General features: G+C 71.6%; 18 protein-coding genes. 5 read left to right on the plus strand and 13 right to left on the minus strand.

Annotated features, from left to right (window positions below; all coding sequences use genetic code 11):
• Nucleotides 1–8: 8 nt before the first annotated feature.
• Nucleotides 9–1,358, plus strand: coding sequence for a two-component system sensor histidine kinase CseC (gene cseC, locus ACIP4X_RS10720; RefSeq protein WP_358733346.1), 1,350 nt, complete (start codon nucleotides 9–11; stop codon nucleotides 1,356–1,358).
• Nucleotides 1,359–1,468: 110 nt separating this feature from the next.
• Here cseC and ACIP4X_RS10725 read toward each other — a convergent pair whose 3' ends face one another.
• Nucleotides 1,469–3,061 (minus strand): DHA2 family efflux MFS transporter permease subunit, encoded by a 1,593-nt coding sequence (locus tag ACIP4X_RS10725; RefSeq protein WP_391458833.1) that lies wholly within the window; start codon nucleotides 3,059–3,061, stop codon nucleotides 1,469–1,471.
• A gap of 153 nt (nucleotides 3,062–3,214) precedes the next feature.
• On the opposite strand from ACIP4X_RS10725, the gene ACIP4X_RS10730 reads away from it, so the two are divergent.
• Nucleotides 3,215–3,814 (plus strand): TetR family transcriptional regulator, encoded by a 600-nt coding sequence (locus ACIP4X_RS10730; RefSeq protein ID WP_391458831.1) that lies wholly within the window; start codon nucleotides 3,215–3,217, stop codon nucleotides 3,812–3,814.
• A gap of 67 nt (nucleotides 3,815–3,881) precedes the next feature.
• Here the strand turns inward: ACIP4X_RS10730 and ACIP4X_RS10735 are convergent, their stop codons facing one another.
• Nucleotides 3,882–4,454, minus strand: a complete 573-nt coding sequence (locus tag ACIP4X_RS10735; protein ID WP_358733352.1) for a M23 family metallopeptidase — start codon at nucleotides 4,452–4,454, stop codon at nucleotides 3,882–3,884.
• A 425-nt stretch (nucleotides 4,455–4,879) separates the two neighbouring features.
• Entirely contained in the window at nucleotides 4,880–7,405 is a 2,526-nt protein-coding gene (locus tag ACIP4X_RS10740) for an ATP-dependent Clp protease ATP-binding subunit (RefSeq protein WP_358733354.1), read from the minus strand.
• Between the two features lie 451 nt (nucleotides 7,406–7,856).
• Here ACIP4X_RS10740 and ACIP4X_RS10745 point away from each other — a divergent pair, with 451 nt between their 5' ends.
• Complete coding sequence (locus ACIP4X_RS10745; RefSeq protein WP_401347798.1) at nucleotides 7,857–8,543, plus strand: SCO3374 family protein; 687 nt, start codon at nucleotides 7,857–7,859, stop codon at nucleotides 8,541–8,543.
• Here the strand turns inward: ACIP4X_RS10745 and ACIP4X_RS10750 are convergent.
• From ACIP4X_RS10750 to ACIP4X_RS10795, 10 genes are all read right to left on the minus strand, one after another.
• Nucleotides 8,522–8,857, minus strand: a complete 336-nt coding sequence (locus tag ACIP4X_RS10750; RefSeq protein WP_358733358.1) for an Lsr2 family protein — start codon at nucleotides 8,855–8,857, stop codon at nucleotides 8,522–8,524. The genes ACIP4X_RS10745 and ACIP4X_RS10750 overlap by 22 nt on opposite strands.
• A 217-nt stretch (nucleotides 8,858–9,074) precedes the next feature.
• Nucleotides 9,075–9,608 carry an amino-acid N-acetyltransferase gene (locus ACIP4X_RS10755; RefSeq protein ID WP_358733360.1) on the minus strand — a complete coding sequence of 178 codons (534 nt, stop codon included), beginning with the start codon at nucleotides 9,606–9,608 and terminating at the stop codon, nucleotides 9,075–9,077.
• A gap of 9 nt (nucleotides 9,609–9,617) precedes the next feature.
• Nucleotides 9,618–10,064 carry a BlaI/MecI/CopY family transcriptional regulator gene (locus ACIP4X_RS10760; RefSeq protein WP_391458827.1) on the minus strand — a complete coding sequence of 149 codons (447 nt, stop codon included), beginning with the start codon at nucleotides 10,062–10,064 and terminating at the stop codon, nucleotides 9,618–9,620.
• Between the two features lie 160 nt (nucleotides 10,065–10,224).
• Nucleotides 10,225–10,413, minus strand: a complete 189-nt coding sequence (locus tag ACIP4X_RS10765) for a hypothetical protein (protein WP_358733364.1) — start codon at nucleotides 10,411–10,413, stop codon at nucleotides 10,225–10,227.
• A 55-nt stretch (nucleotides 10,414–10,468) separates the two neighbouring features.
• Entirely contained in the window at nucleotides 10,469–11,197 is a 729-nt protein-coding gene (locus ACIP4X_RS10770) for a hypothetical protein (protein WP_401347802.1), read from the minus strand.
• 87 nt (nucleotides 11,198–11,284) lie between these two features.
• Nucleotides 11,285–12,082 (minus strand): type III pantothenate kinase, encoded by a 798-nt coding sequence (locus ACIP4X_RS10775; protein WP_358733367.1) that lies wholly within the window; start codon nucleotides 12,080–12,082, stop codon nucleotides 11,285–11,287.
• Nucleotides 12,083–12,087: 5 nt separating this feature from the next.
• A complete protein-coding gene (nadC, locus tag ACIP4X_RS10780; protein ID WP_401347805.1) occupies nucleotides 12,088–13,065 on the minus strand; it encodes a carboxylating nicotinate-nucleotide diphosphorylase in 978 nt (325 codons plus the stop codon).
• 5 nt (nucleotides 13,066–13,070) lie between these two features.
• Nucleotides 13,071–14,855: an L-aspartate oxidase gene (locus tag ACIP4X_RS10785; RefSeq protein WP_358733371.1), complete on the minus strand. Its 1,785-nt coding sequence runs from the start codon at nucleotides 14,853–14,855 to the stop codon at nucleotides 13,071–13,073.
• On the minus strand, nucleotides 14,852–15,862 hold the full coding sequence (panC, locus tag ACIP4X_RS10790; protein ID WP_358733570.1) for a pantoate--beta-alanine ligase: 1,011 nt from the start codon (nucleotides 15,860–15,862) through the stop codon (nucleotides 14,852–14,854). Before panC ends, ACIP4X_RS10785 begins: the two co-directional genes overlap by 4 nt.
• A gap of 8 nt (nucleotides 15,863–15,870) precedes the next feature.
• Nucleotides 15,871–16,803: a Rossmann-like and DUF2520 domain-containing protein gene (locus tag ACIP4X_RS10795; protein WP_401347808.1), complete on the minus strand. Its 933-nt coding sequence runs from the start codon at nucleotides 16,801–16,803 to the stop codon at nucleotides 15,871–15,873.
• A gap of 161 nt (nucleotides 16,804–16,964) precedes the next feature.
• On the opposite strand from ACIP4X_RS10795, the gene ACIP4X_RS10800 reads away from it, so the two are divergent.
• Complete coding sequence (locus ACIP4X_RS10800; RefSeq protein ID WP_401347811.1) at nucleotides 16,965–18,188, plus strand: threonine aldolase family protein; 1,224 nt, start codon at nucleotides 16,965–16,967, stop codon at nucleotides 18,186–18,188.
• A 67-nt stretch (nucleotides 18,189–18,255) separates the two neighbouring features.
• Nucleotides 18,256–19,362 carry a DUF5937 family protein gene (locus ACIP4X_RS10805; RefSeq protein WP_358733376.1) on the plus strand — a complete coding sequence of 369 codons (1,107 nt, stop codon included), beginning with the start codon at nucleotides 18,256–18,258 and terminating at the stop codon, nucleotides 19,360–19,362.
• Nucleotides 19,363–19,387 lie beyond the last annotated feature (25 nt).

Here is a 19,387-nt window from a genome sequence, read left to right on the forward strand (position 1 = left end):
GGGCGGTCATGCCGGGGATCTCACGGCGCCTGCTCCCTGAGCGCCTGGAGCGGGCGGACATCCGTACCGGGCTGCGGTGGAAGCTCAGCGCGGCCATCGCGCTGGTCGGCGCGCTGGTGGCGGTCGCGCTCAGCCTGGTCGTGCACAACGCGGCCCGGGTGTCGATGCTGGACAGTGCGCGCGACCTGGCGGACGAGCGGGTCCAGATCGCCCAGCGCAACTTCGAGCTGTCGGGGCGGCCGAACTTCCCGGGCATCAGGATCGACGACCCCGAGCTGCCCTTCGAGCTGCGGGAGAAGGTCGAGCAGGGGCGGCGGGCGACGTACGTCGCCGACCACACCGGCAAGCTGCCCGACATCTGGGCGGCCGTACCGGTCAAGGACGGCCATGTGCTGTCCCTGCACACGCACTTCACCGACCGCAGCACGAACATCCTCAACGACCTCGACCAGGCCCTGGTCATCGGCTCCATCACGGTCGTCCTCGGCGGCAGCGCGCTGGGCGTGCTCATAGGGGGCCAGCTCTCCCGCCGGCTGCGCAAGGCGGCGACCGCGGCCAACCAGGTCGCCAAGGGCGAGACGGACGTACGGGTGCGGGACGCCATCGGGGGTGTCGTACGCGACGAGACCGACGACCTGGCGCGGGCGGTGGACGCCATGGCGGACGCGCTCCAGCAGCGGCTGGAGGCGGAGCGCAGGGTCACGGCGGACATCGCGCACGAGCTGCGCACTCCGGTGACCGGGCTGCTGACCGCGGCCGAGCTGCTGCCGCCCGGGCGGCCGACGGAACTGGTCCTGGACCGGGCCAAAGCCATGCGCACGCTGGTGGAGGACGTGCTGGAGGTCGCCCGGCTCGACGGCGCCTCGGAGCGGGCCGAACTCCAGGACATCGTGCTGGGCGAGTTCGTCACCCGGCGGGTGGCGGCCAAGGACCCGGACATCGAGGTGCGGGTGGTGCACGAGTCGGAGGTCACCACCGATCCGCGGCGGCTGGAGCGGGTGCTGTTCAACCTGCTCGCCAACGCCGCCCGGCACGGCAGGCCCCCGATCGAGGTGACCGTCGAGGGCCGGGTCATCCGGGTGCGCGACCACGGCCCCGGCTTCCCCGAGGACCTGCTCGCCGAGGGGCCGAGCAGGTTCCGCACCGGCAGCAGGGACCGCGCCGGGCACGGCCACGGCCTCGGTCTGACCATCGCCGCGGGTCAGGCCCGCGTCCTCGGCGCCCGACTGACCTTCCGCAACGTCCGCCCCGTGGGCGCCCCGGAACACATCCCGGCCGAGGGCGCCGTCGCCGTCCTCTGGCTCCCCGAACACGCCCCGACCAACACGGGCAGCCACCCCCTGCTCCCGGGCCGGTAGCCCGGTCGCGGCGGGACGGCCGCGGGTGCCCGGCGGTAATGCCGAGGGGCCCGTGGAGGACCGCTTTCGCGGACTTCCACGGGCCCCTCGCCGACGTTCGGCACAGCCGGTCAGACGGCCTCCGCCACGTCCTGGCGTGCCTGCGGCCCGCCCGCCTCGCCCTGGTCCTTCGCCGCCGGTCCCGCTCCCCGCAGGGGGACCTCCTTGACGAACACCGCCGCCAGGAGCGCGACGACCGCCACCACGGAGCCCAGCAGGAACGCCGAGTGCGTGCCGGCGGACACGGCGTGCTGGTAGGCCTCGCGGGCCTGGGCCGGCAGCTTGGCGAGGCTCGCGGCGTCGAGCTGCGCGGACTTCTCGGTGATCCCGCGGCCCAGCGCGCCGGCCCGCTCGGCCATCTCGTGCTGGACGCGGTTGTTGAACAGCGCGCCCATGATCGCGACACCGAAGGAGGAGCCGAGCGTACGGAAGAGGGTGGTGGACGAGGAGGCCACGCCCATGTCCCTCAGCTCCACGCTGTTCTGCGCGACCAGCATGGTGATCTGCATCAGGCAGCCCATTCCCGCGCCCAGGACGGCCATGTAGAGGCCGGAGGTGAGACGGGTGGTGCCGGTGTCCATGAGGGACAGCAGGTACAGCCCGGCGATCATCAGGACGCTGCCGACGACCGGGAAGACCTTGTAGCGGCCGCTGCTGGTGGTGACCCGGCCCGCGATCAGCGACACGACCATCATCGCGGCCAGCATCGGCAGGAGCAGCAGCCCGGAGTTGGTCGCGGAGGCGCCCTGCACCGACTGCTGGTACAGCGGCAGGAACAGCACCGCGCCGAACATCACGAAGCCGGTGATGAAGCCGATCATCGACATCAGGGTGAAGTTGCGGCTGCGGAAGATGTGCAGCGGCAGGATCGGTTCGGCGGCCTTGGTCTGCCAGAGCACGAACCCGACGAGCGCGACGACGCCGATCGCGGTGAGCTCCATGATCCGCGCGGAGGTCCAGGCGTACTCCGAGCCGCCCCAGGTGGTGACGAGCACGATGGAGCTGATGCCGACGGTCAGCAGCACGGCGCCCAGGTAGTCGATCCGCGCCTCGGAGCGCTTCTTCGGCAGGTGCAGTACGGCGCTGATCGCGACGAGCGCCACCGCGCCGAGGGGGAGGTTGATGTAGAAGGACCAGCGCCAGCCCCAGTTGTCGGTGATCGTGCCGCCGACCAGGGGGCCGCCGATCATCGCGAGCGCCATGACACCGGCGATCATGCCCTGGTACTTGCCGCGCTCCCGCGGCGGTATCAGGTCGCCGATGATGGCCATCACACCGACCATCAGACCGCCCGCGCCGAGACCCTGGACGGCACGGAAGCCGATCAGCTCGCCCATGTTCTGGGCCATGCCGCTCAGCGCGGAGCCGACGAGGAAGATGACGATCGAGGTCATGAAGGCGCCCTTGCGCCCGTACATGTCGCCGAGCTTGCCCCACAGCGGGGTGGCGGCGGCGGTCGCCAGGGTGTAGGCGGTGACCACCCAGGACAGGTGCTGAAGGCCGCCGAGTTCACCGACGATCGTCGGCATCGCGGTGCCCACGATCATGTTGTCGAGCATCGCGAGCATCATCGCGATCATCAGGGCGAGCAGGACGACCCGCACGCTCCTGGGTTGCTTGCCGGCCTGACCCGCCTCCGGCCCGTCCTTCGCGTTGTCAGCCATCCGTCCTACTCCCCCAGCCGATTGGTACTTACTTGCCGCCCGGCAAGTTGACTACACTCTGGAAAGTAGACCCTTAACTAGCCGGTCGTCAAGTAAGTTTTGCCGACCAGCCGGCAGGCAAGGTGTCCAGGGAGCACGTGGAGGAGTACGAGGATGGACGTCACGATGGACGGCACCAGACAGCAGCAGCGCCGCGGGAACACCCGCCAGCGCATCCAGGACGTGGCACTCGAACTCTTCGCCGAGCAGGGCTACGAGAAGACCTCCTTGCGCGAGATCGCCGAACGCCTCGACGTCACCAAGGCCGCTCTCTACTACCACTTCAAGACGAAGGAAGAGATCCTCGTCAGCCTCTTCGAAAGCCTCACCCGGCCGATGGAGGACCTGATCGAGTGGGGCCGGCAGCAGCCGCACACGCTGGAGACCAAGCAGGAGATCGTCCGCCGCTACGACCGGGCGCTCGCCGACGCGGCACCGCTGTTCCGCTTCATGCAGGAGAACCAGGCGACCGTGCGGGAGCTGCGCATCGGCGACACCTTCAAGGACCGGATGCGCGGCCTGCGGGACATCATCATCGACCCGGGCGCGAGCGTGGCCGACCAGGTCCGCTGCATCAGCGCCATCTTCACGCTGCACGCCGGGATGTTCGTCATGCAGGACATCGAGGGCGACCCCGAGGAGCGGCGCAAGGCCGTCCTCGAGGTCGCCATCGACCTGGTGACCCAGGCGCACCGGGGCACACAGGGAGCCTGACGCGACCGCCGCCCCGCTGATGGTCGGCGGGGCGGCGGTGTGTGGTGCGGGTGCGGTGTCCGTCCGGTCAGACCCCCACGCCGTGCGAGCGCAGGTAGGCGAGCGGGTTCAGCGCGGAGCCGTAGTTCGGCGTGGTGCGGATCTCGAAGTGCAGGTGCGGGCCGGTTGAGTTGCCGGTGTTGCCGGACAGGGCTATGTGCTGCCCGGTGGCCACGACCTGGCCGATCCTGACGTCGACGCGGGAGAGGTGGGCGTACTGGGAGTACGTGCCGTTGGCGTGCTTGATGACGACGGCGTTGCCGTAGGCGGGGCCGTCACCGGCGCCGTTGGGACCGGCCTTGACGACGGTGCCGCCGTGCGCGGCGACGACCTTGGTGCCGGTCGGCACGGCGAAGTCCTGGCCGCTGTGCTTGTGCGCCCAGTGACCGCCGGCCTGGTTGAAGCCGGCGCTGAGCGCGAACTGCTTCACCGGCGCGGTCCAGGCGACGGCCGACTGCACGGCGGCGGGCGCCGTGTTCTCGGCGGCGGACGCTACTCCCGCACCCAGGGCGACGGAGACCCCCAGACCGGCGGCCAGAACGGCGGCGCGGGTACGGAGCTTGTTCGTACGGGCGGAGCGGGACGTGGCGCGCTGGAACATCGATACCTCTGGAGATCGGGGACATGGGGACCACCCGGACGCATGTGCCTTCGCCGGGCGGGCCATCCCTTGGTAACCCCGCCGGTCATCGAGGTTCAAATACCACCACTACGATGGAAAGTAGTATGAGAGGGCAGTGTCGCACGTCTCTTGACGTGTCCCGCATTCAGGACAAATGCCGCACGCGACGGCCCATGCCTGGCATTCCGCCGCCCTGAATATCCGCTTTTCGCCCCCCGTTCCCACTAAGTGTCGTAGTACGGGCCGGAGGGCCTGTGTGCCTTGTCACCGGGAAGCGGGGGTGGGCGCCCTTCCCCTGTGACGGAGGCCATGTGGCCCGCGTCTCAGGGGGATACCCGGCCACACGGGCACGCGAGAGGGGCCGGTGCCCGAAGGCGCCGGCCCCTCTCGGTTGCCGCTGAGGCTTACGCCTCCTTGCTCAGGTTCGGTCCGTGGCCACCGGCCGCCTGCTCGATCGGCGGGACGTCCGGCAGCGCGGACTTCTCCTCACCGCGGAAGGTGAAGGTCTGGGACTCGCCCTCGCCCTCGGTGTCCACGACCACGATGTGACCGGGGCGCAGCTCGCCGAAGAGGATCTTCTCCGAGAGCGTGTCCTCGACCTCGCGCTGGATGGTCCGGCGCAGCGGCCGGGCGCCCAGAACGGGGTCGTAGCCCTTCCTGGACAGCAGCTCCTTGGCCGACTGGGAGAGCTCGATGCCCATGTCCCGGTCCTTCAGGCGCTCGTCCACCTTGCCGATCATCAGGTCGACGATCCGCAGGATGTCGTCCGGCGTCAGCTGCGGGAAGACCACCACGTCGTCGACGCGGTTGAGGAACTCGGGCCGGAAGTGCTGCTTGAGCTCGTCCGACACCTTGTTCTTCATGCGCTCGTAGTTGGTCTTCGTGTCGCCCGAGGCGGCGAAGCCCAGGTTGAAGCCCTTGGAGATGTCCCGGGTGCCGAGGTTGGTCGTCATGATGATGACCGTGTTCTTGAAGTCCACGACCCGGCCCTGGGAGTCGGTCAGGCGACCGTCCTCCAGGATCTGCAGCAGCGAGTTGAAGATGTCCGGGTGGGCCTTCTCGACCTCGTCGAACAGGACGACCGAGAACGGCTTGCGGCGCACCTTCTCGGTGAGCTGGCCGCCCTCCTCGTAGCCCACGTAGCCGGGGGGCGAACCGAAGAGGCGGGAGACCGTGTGCTTCTCGCTGAACTCCGACATGTCGAGGGAGATCAGCGCGTCCTCGTCGCCGAAGAGGAACTCGGCGAGCGCCTTGGACAGCTCGGTCTTACCGACACCGGACGGGCCGGCGAAGATGAACGAGCCACCCGGACGCTTCGGGTCCTTCAGACCGGCGCGCGTACGGCGGATCGCCTTGGAGAGCGCCTTGACGGCGTCCACCTGGCCGATGACGCGCTTGTGGAGCTCGTCCTCCATGCGGAGCAGGCGGCTGGACTCCTCCTCGGTCAGCTTGAAGACCGGGATGCCGGTGGCCGTGGCGAGGACCTCGGCGATCAGCTCGCCGTCGACCTCGGCGACGACGTCCATGTCGCCGGCCTTCCACTCCTTCTCGCGCTTGGCCTTGGCGGCCAGGAGCTGCTTCTCCTTGTCGCGCAGGGAGGCGGCCTTCTCGAAGTCCTGCGAGTCGATCGCGGACTCCTTGTCCCGGCGGACGGCGGCGATCTTCTCGTCGAACTCGCGCAGGTCCGGCGGCGCGGTCATCCGGCGGATGCGCATCCGGGAGCCGGCCTCGTCGATCAGGTCGATCGCCTTGTCCGGCAGGAAGCGGTCCGAGATGTACCGGTCGGCCAGGGTGGCGGCCTGGACCAGCGCCTCGTCGGTGATGGAGACGCGGTGGTGCGCCTCGTACCGGTCGCGCAGGCCCTTGAGGATCTCGATCGTGTGCGGCAGGGACGGCTCGGCGACCTGGATGGGCTGGAAGCGGCGCTCCAGGGCCGCGTCCTTCTCCAGGTGCTTGCGGTACTCGTCCAGGGTGGTGGCACCGATGGTCTGCAGCTCACCGCGGGCCAGCATCGGCTTGAGGATGCTCGCCGCGTCGATGGCGCCCTCGGCGGCACCCGCGCCGACCAGCGTGTGCAGCTCGTCGATGAACAGGATGATGTCGCCGCGGGTGCGGATCTCCTTGAGCACCTTCTTCAGGCGCTCCTCGAAGTCACCGCGGTAGCGGGAGCCGGCGACCAGGGCACCGAGGTCCAGGGTGTAGAGGTGCTTGTCCTTGAGGGTCTCGGGCACCTCGCCCTTGACGATGGCCTGGGCGAGGCCCTCGACGACGGCGGTCTTGCCGACGCCGGGCTCACCGATCAGCACCGGGTTGTTCTTGGTGCGGCGGGACAGCACCTGCATGACCCGCTCGATCTCCTTCTCGCGCCCGATGACCGGGTCGAGCTTGGACTCGCGAGCGGCCTGCGTGAGGTTCCGGCCGAACTGGTCGAGGACCAGGGACGTCGAGGGGGTGCCCTCGGCAGGGCCGCCGGCGGTGGCGGTCTCCTTGCCCTGGTAACCGGAGAGCAGCTGGATGACCTGCTGCCGCACCCGGTTGAGGTCTGCGCCCAGCTTGACCAGGACCTGGGCGGCGACGCCCTCGCCCTCACGGATCAGGCCGAGCAGGATGTGCTCCGTGCCGATGTAGTTGTGGCCCAGCTGGAGAGCCTCCCGGAGCGACAGCTCCAGGACCTTCTTGGCACGGGGAGTGAAGGGGATGTGGCCGGAGGGGGCCTGCTGGCCCTGGCCGATGATCTCCTCCACCTGCTGGCGGACCGCCTCGAGCGAAATCCCGAGGCTCTCAAGGGCCTTGGCGGCGACACCCTCACCCTCGTGGATCAGGCCCAGGAGGATGTGCTCAGTGCCGATGTAGTTGTGGTTGAGCATCCGGGCTTCTTCCTGAGCCAGGACGACAACCCGCCGCGCGCGGTCGGTGAACCTCTCGAACATCGTTAATCGCTCCTCAGAGCGGTCAGGCAGTGGGGGGAACTTCCCCTCCCTGTCCTTCCGCAGCTTAGTCCCGCAAGCGGGGACCGCTCATTCCAACTGCCGACACCGGACCGAGAACCAACACTGCCTCCTGACCCCGAACGCCGACATCTGCTCCAACCCGATGGTGCGAGACGATGTTCCCGCAGGCCAGGCAGTTACCCCAGTCGCCAGTACGCCGATGGCGAACGTGAGACTCCGCTGCCCGGGTGCCGCCTGCGTGTCGCCCCCTCCCACTAGGCATGTCTTACCCGCACCGACTGACAATGCATGCCGCGTGCCCGGGTTCCCTCAGCTATGGGCGAACAACCTCGCGCCCATTCCCGCCCCGCGGGCCCCTGTTCTTCGGCGCACTTCGCACACACGCCGGTACCGAGCGTAACTCCGACGCGTTTCGGGTGGTTTCTCAGACATGGTCGGCAGCCCTTCCACGGTCCCCGTTCCGGTCCCCTCTCCCCGCCGGCCGCCGGTCCCCGGGGAGGGGGAGTGCGACTGGGGACATCGGCGGCACTGGTACGAGAACGAACTGGGCTGGGCCACGGTGCCCGGAGCACCGGTACGACTTGTCGTGGGCCGCCGTTTCGACGTCCTGGACGTCCCCGACGAGGCCGGACGTGCCGCGCTGCGCCATCTGGGGCCCGCGTCTCCGGTGGCCGTGCGGGGGGACCGCATGCGGCTGCTGGTGGCCGCGGGGAGCGCGGAGGAGCTGCCGGGGCTGCTGGAGTGGCTGGAGTGGAGCCCGTCGGCGCTCGGCCTGGACGTGGTGGCGCTCGGCGCGGGCGCGTCGATGGAGGCGCCGCCGCCTCCGGGCGCCGGTCCGCTGGGGCCGCGGCCGCTCAGCCCCCGCTCCGGTTCGCGCCCGGATTCACAGGGGGCCGCCGTGTGGCTGCGGCCCCCCGGGCCTGGGTGCGAGGTCGAGGCCTCGCTGCCGACGCTGTCGGCCGTGGGGGGCCGTGGAGGCACCCCCGATCTCGTACGCCTGGTGGACACGGTGGCGACACACGTCCACCGGATCCGGCTGCGACGCGCGTGCGCCCAGCCGTTCCCGTTCCACGAGGGGTCCGCATCGGCCCCTGGTCAGCCGTTGGCCTTCTCGTAGGCCTCGCGGATGGACGCGGGGACCCGGCCGCGGTCGTTGACCTCGTAGCCGTTCTCCTTCGCCCAGGCTCGGATCTGCGCGGTGTCCTGGCTGCCGCCGGCAGCGGCACGCGCCTTTCCGCGACCACCCGAAGCACGGCCCCCGGTGCGCCGGCCGCTCTTGAGGTACGGGTCGAGAAGACCACGGAGCTTGTCCGCATTGGCGGTGGTGAGATCGATCTCGTAGGTCTTGCCGTCCAACGCGAACGTCACGGTCTCGTCCGCCTCGCCGCCGTCGAGGTCGTCGACAAGAAGGACCTGAACCTTCTGTGCCACCGGATTTCCTTTCATCGATAACGTGAGGACCGGGGATGGTTCGGTGTCCGCCGATTCGCCGTCCCCTGTTATATGCAGTACAGCAGTACGTCGGAAAGCAAACCGCTTTTGCGGGAAAAACACAAACCCCTGGGAGAGACCGGGCACTCACCCCGTCCGGAAACATGCGCGTTTCGGACATAGGGAACAGGGGCATGCCGGGCCGCGGGAATGTCGATCACAGATGCAGAAGCATCCGGCTGTTGCCCAGGGTGTTCGGTTTCACCCGTTCGAGACCCAGGAACTCCGCGACGCCCTCGTCATAGGAACGCAGCAGCTCCGCGTAGACATCGGCGTCGACAGGCGTCTCGCCGATCTCCACGAAGCCGTGCTTGGTGAAGAAGTCCACTTCGAAGGTGAGGCAGAATACGCGGCGAACGCCGAGCAGACGTGCCGTCTCCAGCAACTTCCCCAGCAGCCGGTGCCCCACGCCGGCGCCCTTCAGACCCGGCTTCACCGCGAGAGTGCGCACTTCCGCCAGGTCTTCCCACATCACGTGCAGTGCGCCGCAGCCGACGACCTCGGCGTTGTCGTCCCGTTCGGCGACCCAGAACTCCTGGATGTCCTCGTAAAGCGTGACCGTCGCTTTGTCGAGCAGGATGCGCCCGCGAACGTAGGCGTCCAGCAGTCGGCGCACTGCGGGGACATCGCCGGTCCGGGCCCGTCGGACGGTGATGGATTTTGGGGTCTCTTCAGGGCGTTCTACGGACATGAGCGGACGCTATCGCCCGTGGTCGTCCCGCGCCGAGCCGGGGTTCGCGTCACGGGTATCCGGACCCCGGGTGGTATCCGGGACTTCACCGGTGACTTCGGATGCACCGGTTCCCCCGATGGCGCCTTCGGTGGTGCCTTCGACGATGCGTACGGCATCCCGCAGGGCCTGCCGCTGTTCGTCGCTCATCATCCCGAAGAAGGCGACGAGAGCGGCGGCGGCGTTGTCGCTCTGGGACCAGGCGTCGTTCATCAGTGCGGCGGCGTAGGCGGCACGGGTGGAGACGGCCTCATATCGATAGGCCCGGCCCTCGGCTTCGCGGCGCACCCAGCCCTTGTGATGGAGATTGTCCAAAACGGTCATCACCGTGGTGTAGGCGATCGACCTCTCCCGCTGAAGGTCTTCCAGGACTTCTCGAACGGTCACCGGGCGGTTCCACTTCCACACCCGCGTCATGACCGCGTCTTCGAGTTCTCCCAGAGGTCGAGGCACAACTCAGCACCCTAGTGGGAGATCCCGGCAATGGCGTGCTGAACTGCACCACCAGTGTCAAATGTGAACAAAAAGGGCGTACGACCCCGTGGTGAAGTTCCCTCACGCGGGGTCGTACGTCGTTTCAGGCGTCGGTGGGCGCACCGGCCGCGGAGGGCTGGGAGCCGCTCTGGGCGCGCGCGAGGGCGGCGTCCACGGCCGCGTCCTCCTTGGCCTTGGCGGCCCCGCCCTGGGTCTTCACGATCACCCTGACCAGAGCGATGAAGAACGCGGCCATGACGACCGGGGGAACGAGTGCGGAGACGTAGTCCATGGGTCCAGAGTAGCCACGGCGACGGGACAAACAGGGGCGGGGTGGGCCCGGAGCGTCACACCGCCGCGAGCCGCTGCTGCGGCTTCCGCCGCGGGAAGACCTCGCCCGGCGTGGGCACGGGCCGCCGCACCGGCTTCGGCGCGGGCGCGGTCCCGGGCTGCGCCGGCGCGGGCCGCTCCCCCGGTTTCGCGGCGGGCTTCTGGGCGGGTTTCTCGTCCCCGCCGTCCTCCCGCTGCGCCTCCTGTCCGCCCGCGACGGCCCGGAACGCGCCGCGGGAGGCCGGAACCACCGCCGGAACGCTCCCCGGACGGAGGGGGCCGGTCGGGTGACCTGGACCGGCCGGGGCGGGCGCCTCGGCGGGGGCCGGGCGGGCGGCCGGTACGGGGCGGGCGGTGCGAGGGGGCTCCGCGGGGGCCGCGAGCGTCCCGCAGTGGCGCAGGAGGGCCGCCGCGGCCGGGTTGCCGCTCAGGGCGGCCAGCGCGGACAGGTCGTCGGGGGTGGGGCGGTGGCCCGCGCCCAGGCACTCGGCGAGGAGCGCCAGGTAGCCGGTGACCGTGCCGGGGAGGGCGGCGCGGTAGCGGGCGAGGTCGGCCACCAGGAACGCGCGCAGCCGGGCACCCTCGTGCATGGCCTCGTCGAGTGACTCGGCGAGCCGGCGACAGTCCTGCACGTCTTCTGCGCTGGCGGGACGGGGCTGAAGGGCGAGGGCGAGGGCGCGGCGGAGCACGAGCAGCTCCTCCGCGCCGAACGCCATGCCGCCGCGGGTTCCGTATGGCGTAGGCATAGGCCGACGATACGCGCTAATCAGACAAATTCGACATAAGGCGCGAGTGTGGCGTGTGGTGTCGCCGCCCCGCTCAGCGGCGCGGGCTCACAGGCGCGAGACGTTGCGCTCGTAGACCAGCCGCAGTCCGATGAGGGTCAGCCACGGCTCGTGCTCGTCGATCACGGAGGACTCGCCGAGCACCATCGGCGCCAGCCCGCCCGTCGCGATCACCGTCACGTCGTCCGGGTCGTCGGCCAGTTCCCGGGCCATCCGGCCGACCACGCCGTCGACCTGTCCGGCGAACCCGTAGATGATGCCCGCCTGCATCGCCTCGACCGTGTTCTTGCCGATCACGCTGCGCGGCCGGGCCACCTCGATCTTCCGCAGCTGCGCCGCCCTGACGCCCAGCGCCTCCACGGAGATCTCGATACCGGGCGCGATGACCCCGCCGACGTACTCCCCGCGCGCGCTGATCGCGTCGAACGTCGTCGCCGTACCGAAGTCGACGACGATCGCCGGGCCCCCGTACAGCTCGTTCGCCGCCACCGCGTTGATGATGCGGTCGGCGCCGACCTCCTTGGGGTTGTCGAAGAGGATCGGCACGCCCGTCTTGACGCCGGGCTCGACGAGCACGGCGGGCACGTCGCCGTAGTGGCGGCGCGTCACCTCGCGCAGCTCCTGGAGCACCGACGGCACGGTCGCGCAGATCGCGATGCCGTCGATGCCCTCGCCCAGTTCGTCGCCGAGCAGCGGGTGCATGCCCATCAGGCCCTGGAGCAGCACCGCCAGCTCGTCGGCCGTGCGGCGCGCGTCGGTGGAGATGCGCCAGTGCTCGACGATGTCCTCCCCGTCGAACAGGCCCAGCACGGTGTGCGTGTTGCCGACGTCGATCGTCAGGAGCATGGCCGTCACTCCGCCTCGCGCAGGTCCAGGCCGATGTCCAGGATCGGCGAGGAGTGGGTCAGGGCCCCGACGGCCAGGAATTCGACGCCCGTGGCGGCGTACGCCCCGGCGTTGTCCAGGGTCAGCCGGCCCGAGGCCTCCAGCAGGGCACGGCCGGCGACGATGGCCACGGCCTCCTCGCACTCGCCGGGCGTGAAGTTGTCCAGCAGGATCAGATCGGCGCCCGCGTCCACGACCTCGCGCAGCTGGTGCAGGGTGTCGACCTCGACCTCGACCGGCACGTCCGGGAAGGCCTCACGTACGGCCTTGAAGGCCTGCCCCACGCCGCCAGCCGCGACCACGTGGTTGTCCTTGACGAGGGCCGCGTCCGACAGCGACATGCGGTGGTTGACGCCGCCGCCGCACCGGACGGCGAACTTCTCCAGCGACCTGAGGCCCGGCGTGGTCTTGCGGGTGTCGCGCACACGCGCCCCGGTGCCCTCCAGGGCGTCCGCCCAGGCGCGCGTGGCGGTCGCGATGCCGGACAGCCGGCACAGCAGGTTGAGCGCGCTGCGCTCGCCGGTCAGCAGGTCACGCGTGCGCGTGGTGACCGACAGCAGCTTCTGCCCGGCCTCGACGCGGTCGCCGTCCTCGACGTGCCGCTCGACCTCGAACTCGTCCGTGCAGACCACCGAGAGCACCGCCTCGGCGACCCTGAGGCCGGCCACCACGCCCGCCTCGCGCGCGGTGAAGTCGCCGGTGGCCGCGGCGTCCTCGGGGATGGTCGCGACCGTCGTCACGTCCACACCGCCGTCCAGGTCCTCCTGGATGGCGACGTTGACGACGTCCTCGACCTCGACCGGGTCGAGTCCGGCGTCCGCCAGGAGCTGGGCGAGCGCGGGGTCGAGCCCGCACTCCAGGTACTCCTCGTCGGTGTCCGCGCCGCAGGCACAGCCGTCGCCGCAGCCGCCTTGCGAGGCGAGGGGAAGGTCTTCGCTGCTCACTTGTGTCACTGCTCCAGGGAACGCGGGGCCGGGGCCCCGGGGCGGGTCGGGGGGAACTCTGCGGTGTCCGTGGTGTGCACGGCGGGGGTGCCGTCGGGATTCAGCCGTACGACGATGTGGCGGCGCCAGTGGGTGTCGTCCCGCTCGGCGTGGTCCTCGCGCCAGTGGCAGCCGCGGGTCTCCTCGCGCAGCCGGGCGGCGGCGACCAGGACGCCGGCCACGCACAGGAGGTTCGTGGCCTCCCAGGTGTCGACGCCCGGTTCCGCGGTCTTGCCGTTCTCGTCCAGGTCCGCGCGGGCCTCGGTGTGCAGCCGCTCCAGCCGGTCGGCGGCCCGGGCCAGCGACGCGGCGGACCGCAGCACGCCCGCTCCCTCGGTCATGATCCGCTGGATCGCGAACCGGGTCTCGGGGGCGAGCAGGGGCCGGGCGGGCGTCTCCGGGTACGGGACGGGTTCCGGCACGCGCGCGCGCAGGCCGCCGGCCTCGTGCTCCCGGGCGATGTCGGCGGCGATGCGCTCGGCGTAGACCAGGCCCTCCAGGAGGGAGTTGGACGCGAGGCGGTTGGCGCCGTGCACGCCGGTGCAGGCCACCTCTCCGCACGCGTACAGGCCCGGCACGGTCGTCCGACCGTGGGAGTCGGTGCGCACGCCTCCGGAGGCGTAGTGGGCGGCCGGCGCGACCGGGACGGGCTCGGTGACCGGATCGATGCCGTGGGCCCGGCAGGCGGCCAGGATCGTCGGGAAGCGGCGCTCCCACATGTCGGCGCCGAAGTGCCGGGCGTCGAGGAACATGTGCTCGGTGCCCTGTTCGAGCATCCGCCGTGTGATGCCCTTGGCGACGATGTCCCGGGGCGCGAGTTCGGCCAGTTCGTGCTGTCCGGTCATGAAGCGCACGCCGTCGCCGTCGACCAGGTGGGCGCCCTCGCCGCGCACCGCCTCGGAGACCAGGGGCTGCTGGCCCTCCGCGTCCGCGCCGAGGAAGAGCACCGTCGGGTGGAACTGCACGAACTCCAGGTCGGAGACCTCGGCGCCCGCGCGCAGGGCGAGCGCGACGCCGTCGCCCGTGGAGACGGACGGGTTGGTGGTCGCGGAGAAGACCTGGCCCATGCCGCCGGTCGCGAGGACCACCGCGGGCGCGTGCACGGCGCCCACGCCGTCGTGCTGGCCCTCGCCCATGACGTGCAGGCTCACGCCCGCGGTGCGGCCCTCGGCGTCGGTGAGCAGGTCCAGGACGAGCGCGTTCTCGATGGTGCGCAGGCCCGCCCGTCGCCCGTCACCGCCCTTGCCCGGGGGCGCTTCGCGCTCGTCCTCCCCGACCGCGTGTACCGCCTCGACGAGGGCTCGGGAGATCTCCGCGCCGGTCGCGTCGCCGCCCGCGTGCGCGATCCGGCGGCGGTGGTGGCCGCCCTCGCGGGTGAGCTCGATGCCGCCCTCGTCGTCGGTGTCGAAGTGCGCGCCCGTGGTGATCAGCCGCCGAACGGCGTCGGGGCCCTCGGTGACGAGGATCCGTACGGCCTCCTCGTCGCACAGGGCGGCGCCGGCCACCAGGGTGTCCTCCAGGTGCTGGCCGGGGGTGTCGCCCTCGCCGAGGGCCGCGGCGATGCCGCCCTGGGCCCAGCGGGTGGAGCCGTCGTCGAGGCGGGCCTTGGTGACGACGACGGTCGTCAGTCCGGCCGCCTCGCAGCGCAGGGCGGTGGTGAGTCCGGCGACGCCGGAGCCGATGACCACGACGTCCGCCGCGATGGACCATCCGGGCGCGGGCGCGTGCAGTCGTATGCCGGTGCTGGTCATGAGGCGGCTCCCCGGGTTCCGAAGGTGAGCGGGAGGTTGTCGATCAGCCGGGTCGCCCCGACCCGGGCGGCGACGGCGAGGACGGCCTCGCCGGTGAAGTCGTCCCCGATCTCGGTGAAGTCGGCCGGGTCCACCAGGGCCAGGTAGTCGAGTTCCAGCGGCGGGTCGAAGCGCGCGGCCTCGTCCAGGACCAGCTGGGCGGCCGCGCGGACGGCCGCGGCGGCGCCCGGAGCGGCCTTGGCGACGGCCGCCGCGTCGGCCGCCGCGCGGGACTCCCCGAGGGCGCTCAGGGCCTCGGCACGCGCACGCGTGGAGGGCACCTCACGGGCCCGGGCGCACAGCGCCTCCTGGGCGGCGTGCCGGTCGCGGCCCGCGAACAGGGCCTGGGAGAGGGCCAGCGCGGTGTGGCGCTCCTGCGGGGAGAGGTAGCGGTTGCGGCTGGACAGGGCCAGTCCGTCGTCCTCGCGCACGGTCGGCACGGCGACGATCTCCGCACCTATGTTGAGATCGCGCACCATGCGGCGGATCAGGGCGAGCTGCTGGGCGTCCTTCTGCCCGTACAGCGCCATGTCGGGACGGGTGAGGTGCAGCAGCTTGGCGACGACGGTGAGCATGCCGTCGAAGTGCCCGGGCCGGAAGGCACCCTCCAGGCGCTCGCCCATGGGGCCCGCGGTGACCCTGACCTGCGGTTCGCCGTCGGGGTACACCTCCTCGGCGGACGGCGCGAACACGGCGTCGGCGCCCGCCTGCTCGGCGACCTTGAGGTCGGCCTCCAGGGTGCGCGGGTAGCGGTCGAGGTCCTCGCCCGCGCCGAACTGGAGCGGGTTGACGAAGACGGTGACGATCACGAAGCCCTCGTGGCCGACGTGCTCGCGGGCCGCGCGGATCAGGGTGGCGTGGCCCTCGTGCAGGGCGCCCATGGTCATCACGACGGCGGTGCGGCCCCGGCCCGCGCGCCGGTCGCGCACGTGCGTCAGATCGCTCACCGTGGGGGCGAGTTCGAGCATGCGACGGCTCATCGGTCTTCCCCGTTCTCGGGCAGGTTCGGGCCGCCGGCGAGTACCTCCAGCAGGTCCTCGGCCAGTTCGGGCTTGAGCAGGCCGTGGGCGAGCGCGCGGTCGGCGGTGGCGCGGGCCATCGCCAGGTAGCCGGCGACGGTCTGCGGGGCGTGCCGGCGCAGTTCGGCGACGTGGGCCGCGACCGTGCCGGCGTCGCCGCGCGCGACCGGGCCGGTCAGGGCCGCGTCACCGGAGCGCAGGGCGTTGTCCAGGGCGGCGCCGAGCAGCGGGCCGAGCATCCGGTCGGGGGCCTCGACGCCCGTCGCGCGCAGCAGTTCCATGGACTGGGCGACCAGCGTGACCAGGTGGTTGGCGCCGAGGGCGAGGGCAGCGTGGTACAGCGGGCGCGTCTCCTCGGCGATCCACTCCGGCTCGCCGCCCATCTCGATGACCAGGGCCTCGGCGGCCAGCCGCAGCTCCTCGGGGGCGGTGACGCCGAAGGAGCAGCCGGCCAGCCGCTGCACGTCCACGGGGGTGCCGGTGAAGGTCATCGCCGGGTGCAGGGCCAGGGGCAGGGCGCCGGCGCGCAGGGCGGGGTCCAGCACCTTCGCGCCGTACCGCCCGGAGGTGTGCACGAGCAGCTGCCCGGGCCGTACGGCGCCGGTCTCGGCGAGGCCCGCGACCAGTCCGGGCAGGGTGTCGTCGGGGACGGTCAGCAGCACCAGGTCGGACCGTTCGAGCACCTCGGCCGGCGGCAGCACGGGCACGTCGGGGAGCATCAGCCCGGCCCGCCGCCTTGAGGTGTCGGAGACCGCGGAGACGGCCACCGGGCGGTGCCCGGCGAGCTGGAGGGACGCGGCGAGCGCGGGACCCACCCGGCCGGCGCCGACGACGCCGACGGTGAGCCGCGCGGGGCGGTCCCTGGGGTCTGGTTGCTGGCTACTACTCACGCGATGGTGACCTTCCCGTTCCAGTCCGCTCGGGGTACCGGACGATTTCTCGTCATGTTAACGCGATCGGTTCCGGGGGCGGTCCGGTCATCCACAGGCTGTGGGCCGGGGCCGGAAAATGCGGGTGTTCGCCGGGCCCCGGACGCGCGATGATCCAGGACATGAGTGATACGGCGGAGCAGGACGCACGGGACGCACGGCTCGACGAACGGGCGGCGGACGGGGAGCAGGTCTCGAAGGGGGAGCGGCTCAAGCGGCTCCGCAAGCGGCGCGTGACCGCGTGCCGCGGCGCGGAGCGCGTGCTGGCGCGCCCGGCGCACCTGGGAACGCTTCGGGAGCGGCTGGCGCTGCTGGACGGGGCGGGTGAGGTGTACGGCCTCGACGAGGCGTCGGACATGTACGGCAACGGGGTCGTGGAGGCCCTGGAGGAGAAGGTCGCCGGTCTGCTCGGCAAGGAGGCCGCCGCCTTCTTCCCGACCGGCACGATGGCCCAGCAGGTGGCCCTGCGCTGCTGGGCGGGCCGCACCGGCGACCCCACGGTCGCGCTGCACGGGATGGCTCATCCCGAGGTGCACGAGCGGCACGCCTTCAGCCAGGTCTCCGGGCTGCGTCCGGTGCGGGTGACGAGCGAGCCGCGCCAGCCGACCGCCGAGGAGGTGCGCGACCTCGACGAGCCCTTCGGCACGCTGATGCTCGAACTGCCCCTCAGGGAAGCCGGTTTCCTGCTGCCCACGTGGGAGGAGCTCCTCGAACTCGTGGACGCGGCACGCGCGCGGGACGCGGTGGTGCACTTCGACGGCGCGCGCCTGTGGGAGACCACCGAGCACTTCGGCCGGCCGCTGGAGGAGATCGCGGACCTGGCCGACAGCGTGTACGTGTCGTTCTACAAGTCCCTCGCCGGTTACGGCGGCGCCGCGCTCGCCGGGCCGAAGGAACTGGTGGAGGAGGCCAGGACCTGGCGGCACCGGTACGGCGGCAACGTCTTCCAGCAGTTCCCGACGGCACTGTCGGCGCTGGCGGGGCTGGAGCGGGAGCTGCCCCGGCTGCCGGAGTACGTGCGGCACGCGCGCGTGGTGGCCGCCGCGCTGCGCGAGGGGTTCGCCGCGGCCGGGATGCCCTGGAGCCAGGTCCACCCGGCCGAGCCGCACACCCACGAGTTCCAGGTCTGGCTGCCGTACGACGCCGAGACGGTCGCCGGGGCCGCGATCCGGACCGCCGAGGAGACGGGCACGATGCTCTTCACCGGCGGCTGGGAGGCCCCGGTCCCGAGCCTGGCCCGCACCGAGGTCTCCGTCCGGGCCGAGGGCCTGACCTGGACCGCGGACGACGTACGGACGGCGGTGGCGGACTTCGCCGCCCGCCTCCCCAAGGAGTCCGCCGGGTAGCCCACCGTGTGCGGCGGTCGCGGGCGGTCGGCGATCCGTTGTCAGTGGGGGCGGGCACCATGGGGGCATGAGTGTGCGGATCGACATCGCCGGGCTGCGGCCGGAGAGGGTGGCCGTCGTGGCCGCGCCGCTGGCCGAGCTCGGCATGGCGCTGCACGCGCTGTCCGAGCCGGGACACCACCCCGGTCTTCAGGGCTGGGTGACCGGTGTCACCGCCCGGCTCGACTCGCATCTGGCCGACCGGATGTGCGAGGCGGACTTCCTGTGGCGGACGACGTTCTCCGACCTCTTCCTGCCGTGCGCGGGCGTGCCCGGCGGCTCCACGCTCCCGGGCGCGACCCTCGCCGACGACCTGGACGTCCTGGACAAGCTGTCCGACGAGCAGTTCGTGGACGCCGCCCTGGAGTTCACCTGCGCCCTGCCGTACAGCCTGCCGGGCCCCGGAGCGCTCGCCGACGCCGGGCTGCGCCGCCGTGCCGTGGAGCTGGCCGCCGCGCGCGGGCCGCAGCAGGTGCGTTTCACCGAGCGGCTGCTGGCCGACCCGCCCCGCATCAGGGCCTGGCTGCGGCAGTTCCTGGAGGACTGCGACGAGGCGTTCTTCGCGCGGACGTGGTCCCGGCTGCACCACCAGCTCGCGGCCGACACCCGGCACAAGACCGAGCTGCTGCGCCGCAAGGGTCTGGCCGAGGCCCTGTCGGCGGCGTCCCCGGCGGTGGCGCTCGACGAGGCGGCCGCGCGGATCACCGTCGACAAGCTGGGCGAGGGCCGCACGGCCACGGCGGAGGGCGGCCTGCTGCTCGTACCGACGAGCCTCGGCTGGCCCCATCTGATGGTGCTGCACCGGTACGGCTGGCAGCCGGTGCTGCACTATCCGGTCGGCTCCCCGGAGCTCGCCGCCCCGCCCTCGGTGGAGCAGCTGACCCTGCGGATGACCGCCCTGTCCCACCCGGTGCGGATGCGGCTGTGCCGCAGCCTGGCCCGCAGCGCGTGCACGACCAGCGAGCTGGCCCAGGTGCACGGCATGACCGCGCCGGAGATATCCCGGCACCTGGGCGTGCTGAAGAAGGCGGGCCTGGTCACCACCCGGCGCCGCGGGCGGTACGTGCTGCACCAGCTGGACGTCACCACGGTCGCCCGCCTGGGCAGCGACTTCCTCGAAGGGATTCTCCGCTAGTCGCCCGAGCCCGAGCCGGAGCCGG

Origin of the sequence: Streptomyces sp. NPDC088817 (assembly GCF_044750345.1) — a bacterium.
Taxonomy (GTDB): Bacteria; Actinomycetota; Actinomycetes; order Streptomycetales; family Streptomycetaceae; genus Streptomyces.

Excerpts from the sequence above, each read along its gene's own strand:
- ACIP4X_RS10785 (WP_358733371.1), bottom strand. The coding sequence starts at position 14,855 with ATGACCAGCACCGGCATACGACTGCACGCGCCCGCGCCCGGATGGTCC.
- ACIP4X_RS10740 (WP_358733354.1), bottom strand. The coding sequence starts at position 7,405 with ATGTTCGAGAGGTTCACCGACCGCGCGCGGCGGGTTGTCGTCCTGGCT.
- ACIP4X_RS10775 (WP_358733367.1), bottom strand. The coding sequence starts at position 12,082 with ATGCTCCTGACGATCGACGTCGGCAACACGCACACCGTGCTGGGCCTG.
- panC (WP_358733570.1), bottom strand. The coding sequence starts at position 15,862 with ATGCTCGAACTCGCCCCCACGGTGAGCGATCTGACGCACGTGCGCGAC.
- ACIP4X_RS10735 (WP_358733352.1), bottom strand. The coding sequence starts at position 4,454 with ATGTTCCAGCGCGCCACGTCCCGCTCCGCCCGTACGAACAAGCTCCGT.
- ACIP4X_RS10770 (WP_401347802.1), bottom strand. The coding sequence starts at position 11,197 with ATGCCTACGCCATACGGAACCCGCGGCGGCATGGCGTTCGGCGCGGAG.
- ACIP4X_RS10725 (WP_391458833.1), bottom strand. The coding sequence starts at position 3,061 with ATGGCTGACAACGCGAAGGACGGGCCGGAGGCGGGTCAGGCCGGCAAG.
- ACIP4X_RS10755 (WP_358733360.1), bottom strand. The coding sequence starts at position 9,608 with ATGTCCGTAGAACGCCCTGAAGAGACCCCAAAATCCATCACCGTCCGA.
- ACIP4X_RS10765 (WP_358733364.1), bottom strand. The coding sequence starts at position 10,413 with ATGGACTACGTCTCCGCACTCGTTCCCCCGGTCGTCATGGCCGCGTTC.
- ACIP4X_RS10745 (WP_401347798.1), top strand. The coding sequence starts at position 7,857 with ATGGTCGGCAGCCCTTCCACGGTCCCCGTTCCGGTCCCCTCTCCCCGC.
- ACIP4X_RS10730 (WP_391458831.1), top strand. The coding sequence starts at position 3,215 with ATGGACGTCACGATGGACGGCACCAGACAGCAGCAGCGCCGCGGGAAC.
- ACIP4X_RS10805 (WP_358733376.1), top strand. The coding sequence starts at position 18,256 with ATGAGTGTGCGGATCGACATCGCCGGGCTGCGGCCGGAGAGGGTGGCC.
- ACIP4X_RS10800 (WP_401347811.1), top strand. The coding sequence starts at position 16,965 with ATGAGTGATACGGCGGAGCAGGACGCACGGGACGCACGGCTCGACGAA.
- cseC (WP_358733346.1), top strand. The coding sequence starts at position 9 with ATGCCGGGGATCTCACGGCGCCTGCTCCCTGAGCGCCTGGAGCGGGCG.
- ACIP4X_RS10760 (WP_391458827.1), bottom strand. The coding sequence starts at position 10,064 with ATGACGCGGGTGTGGAAGTGGAACCGCCCGGTGACCGTTCGAGAAGTC.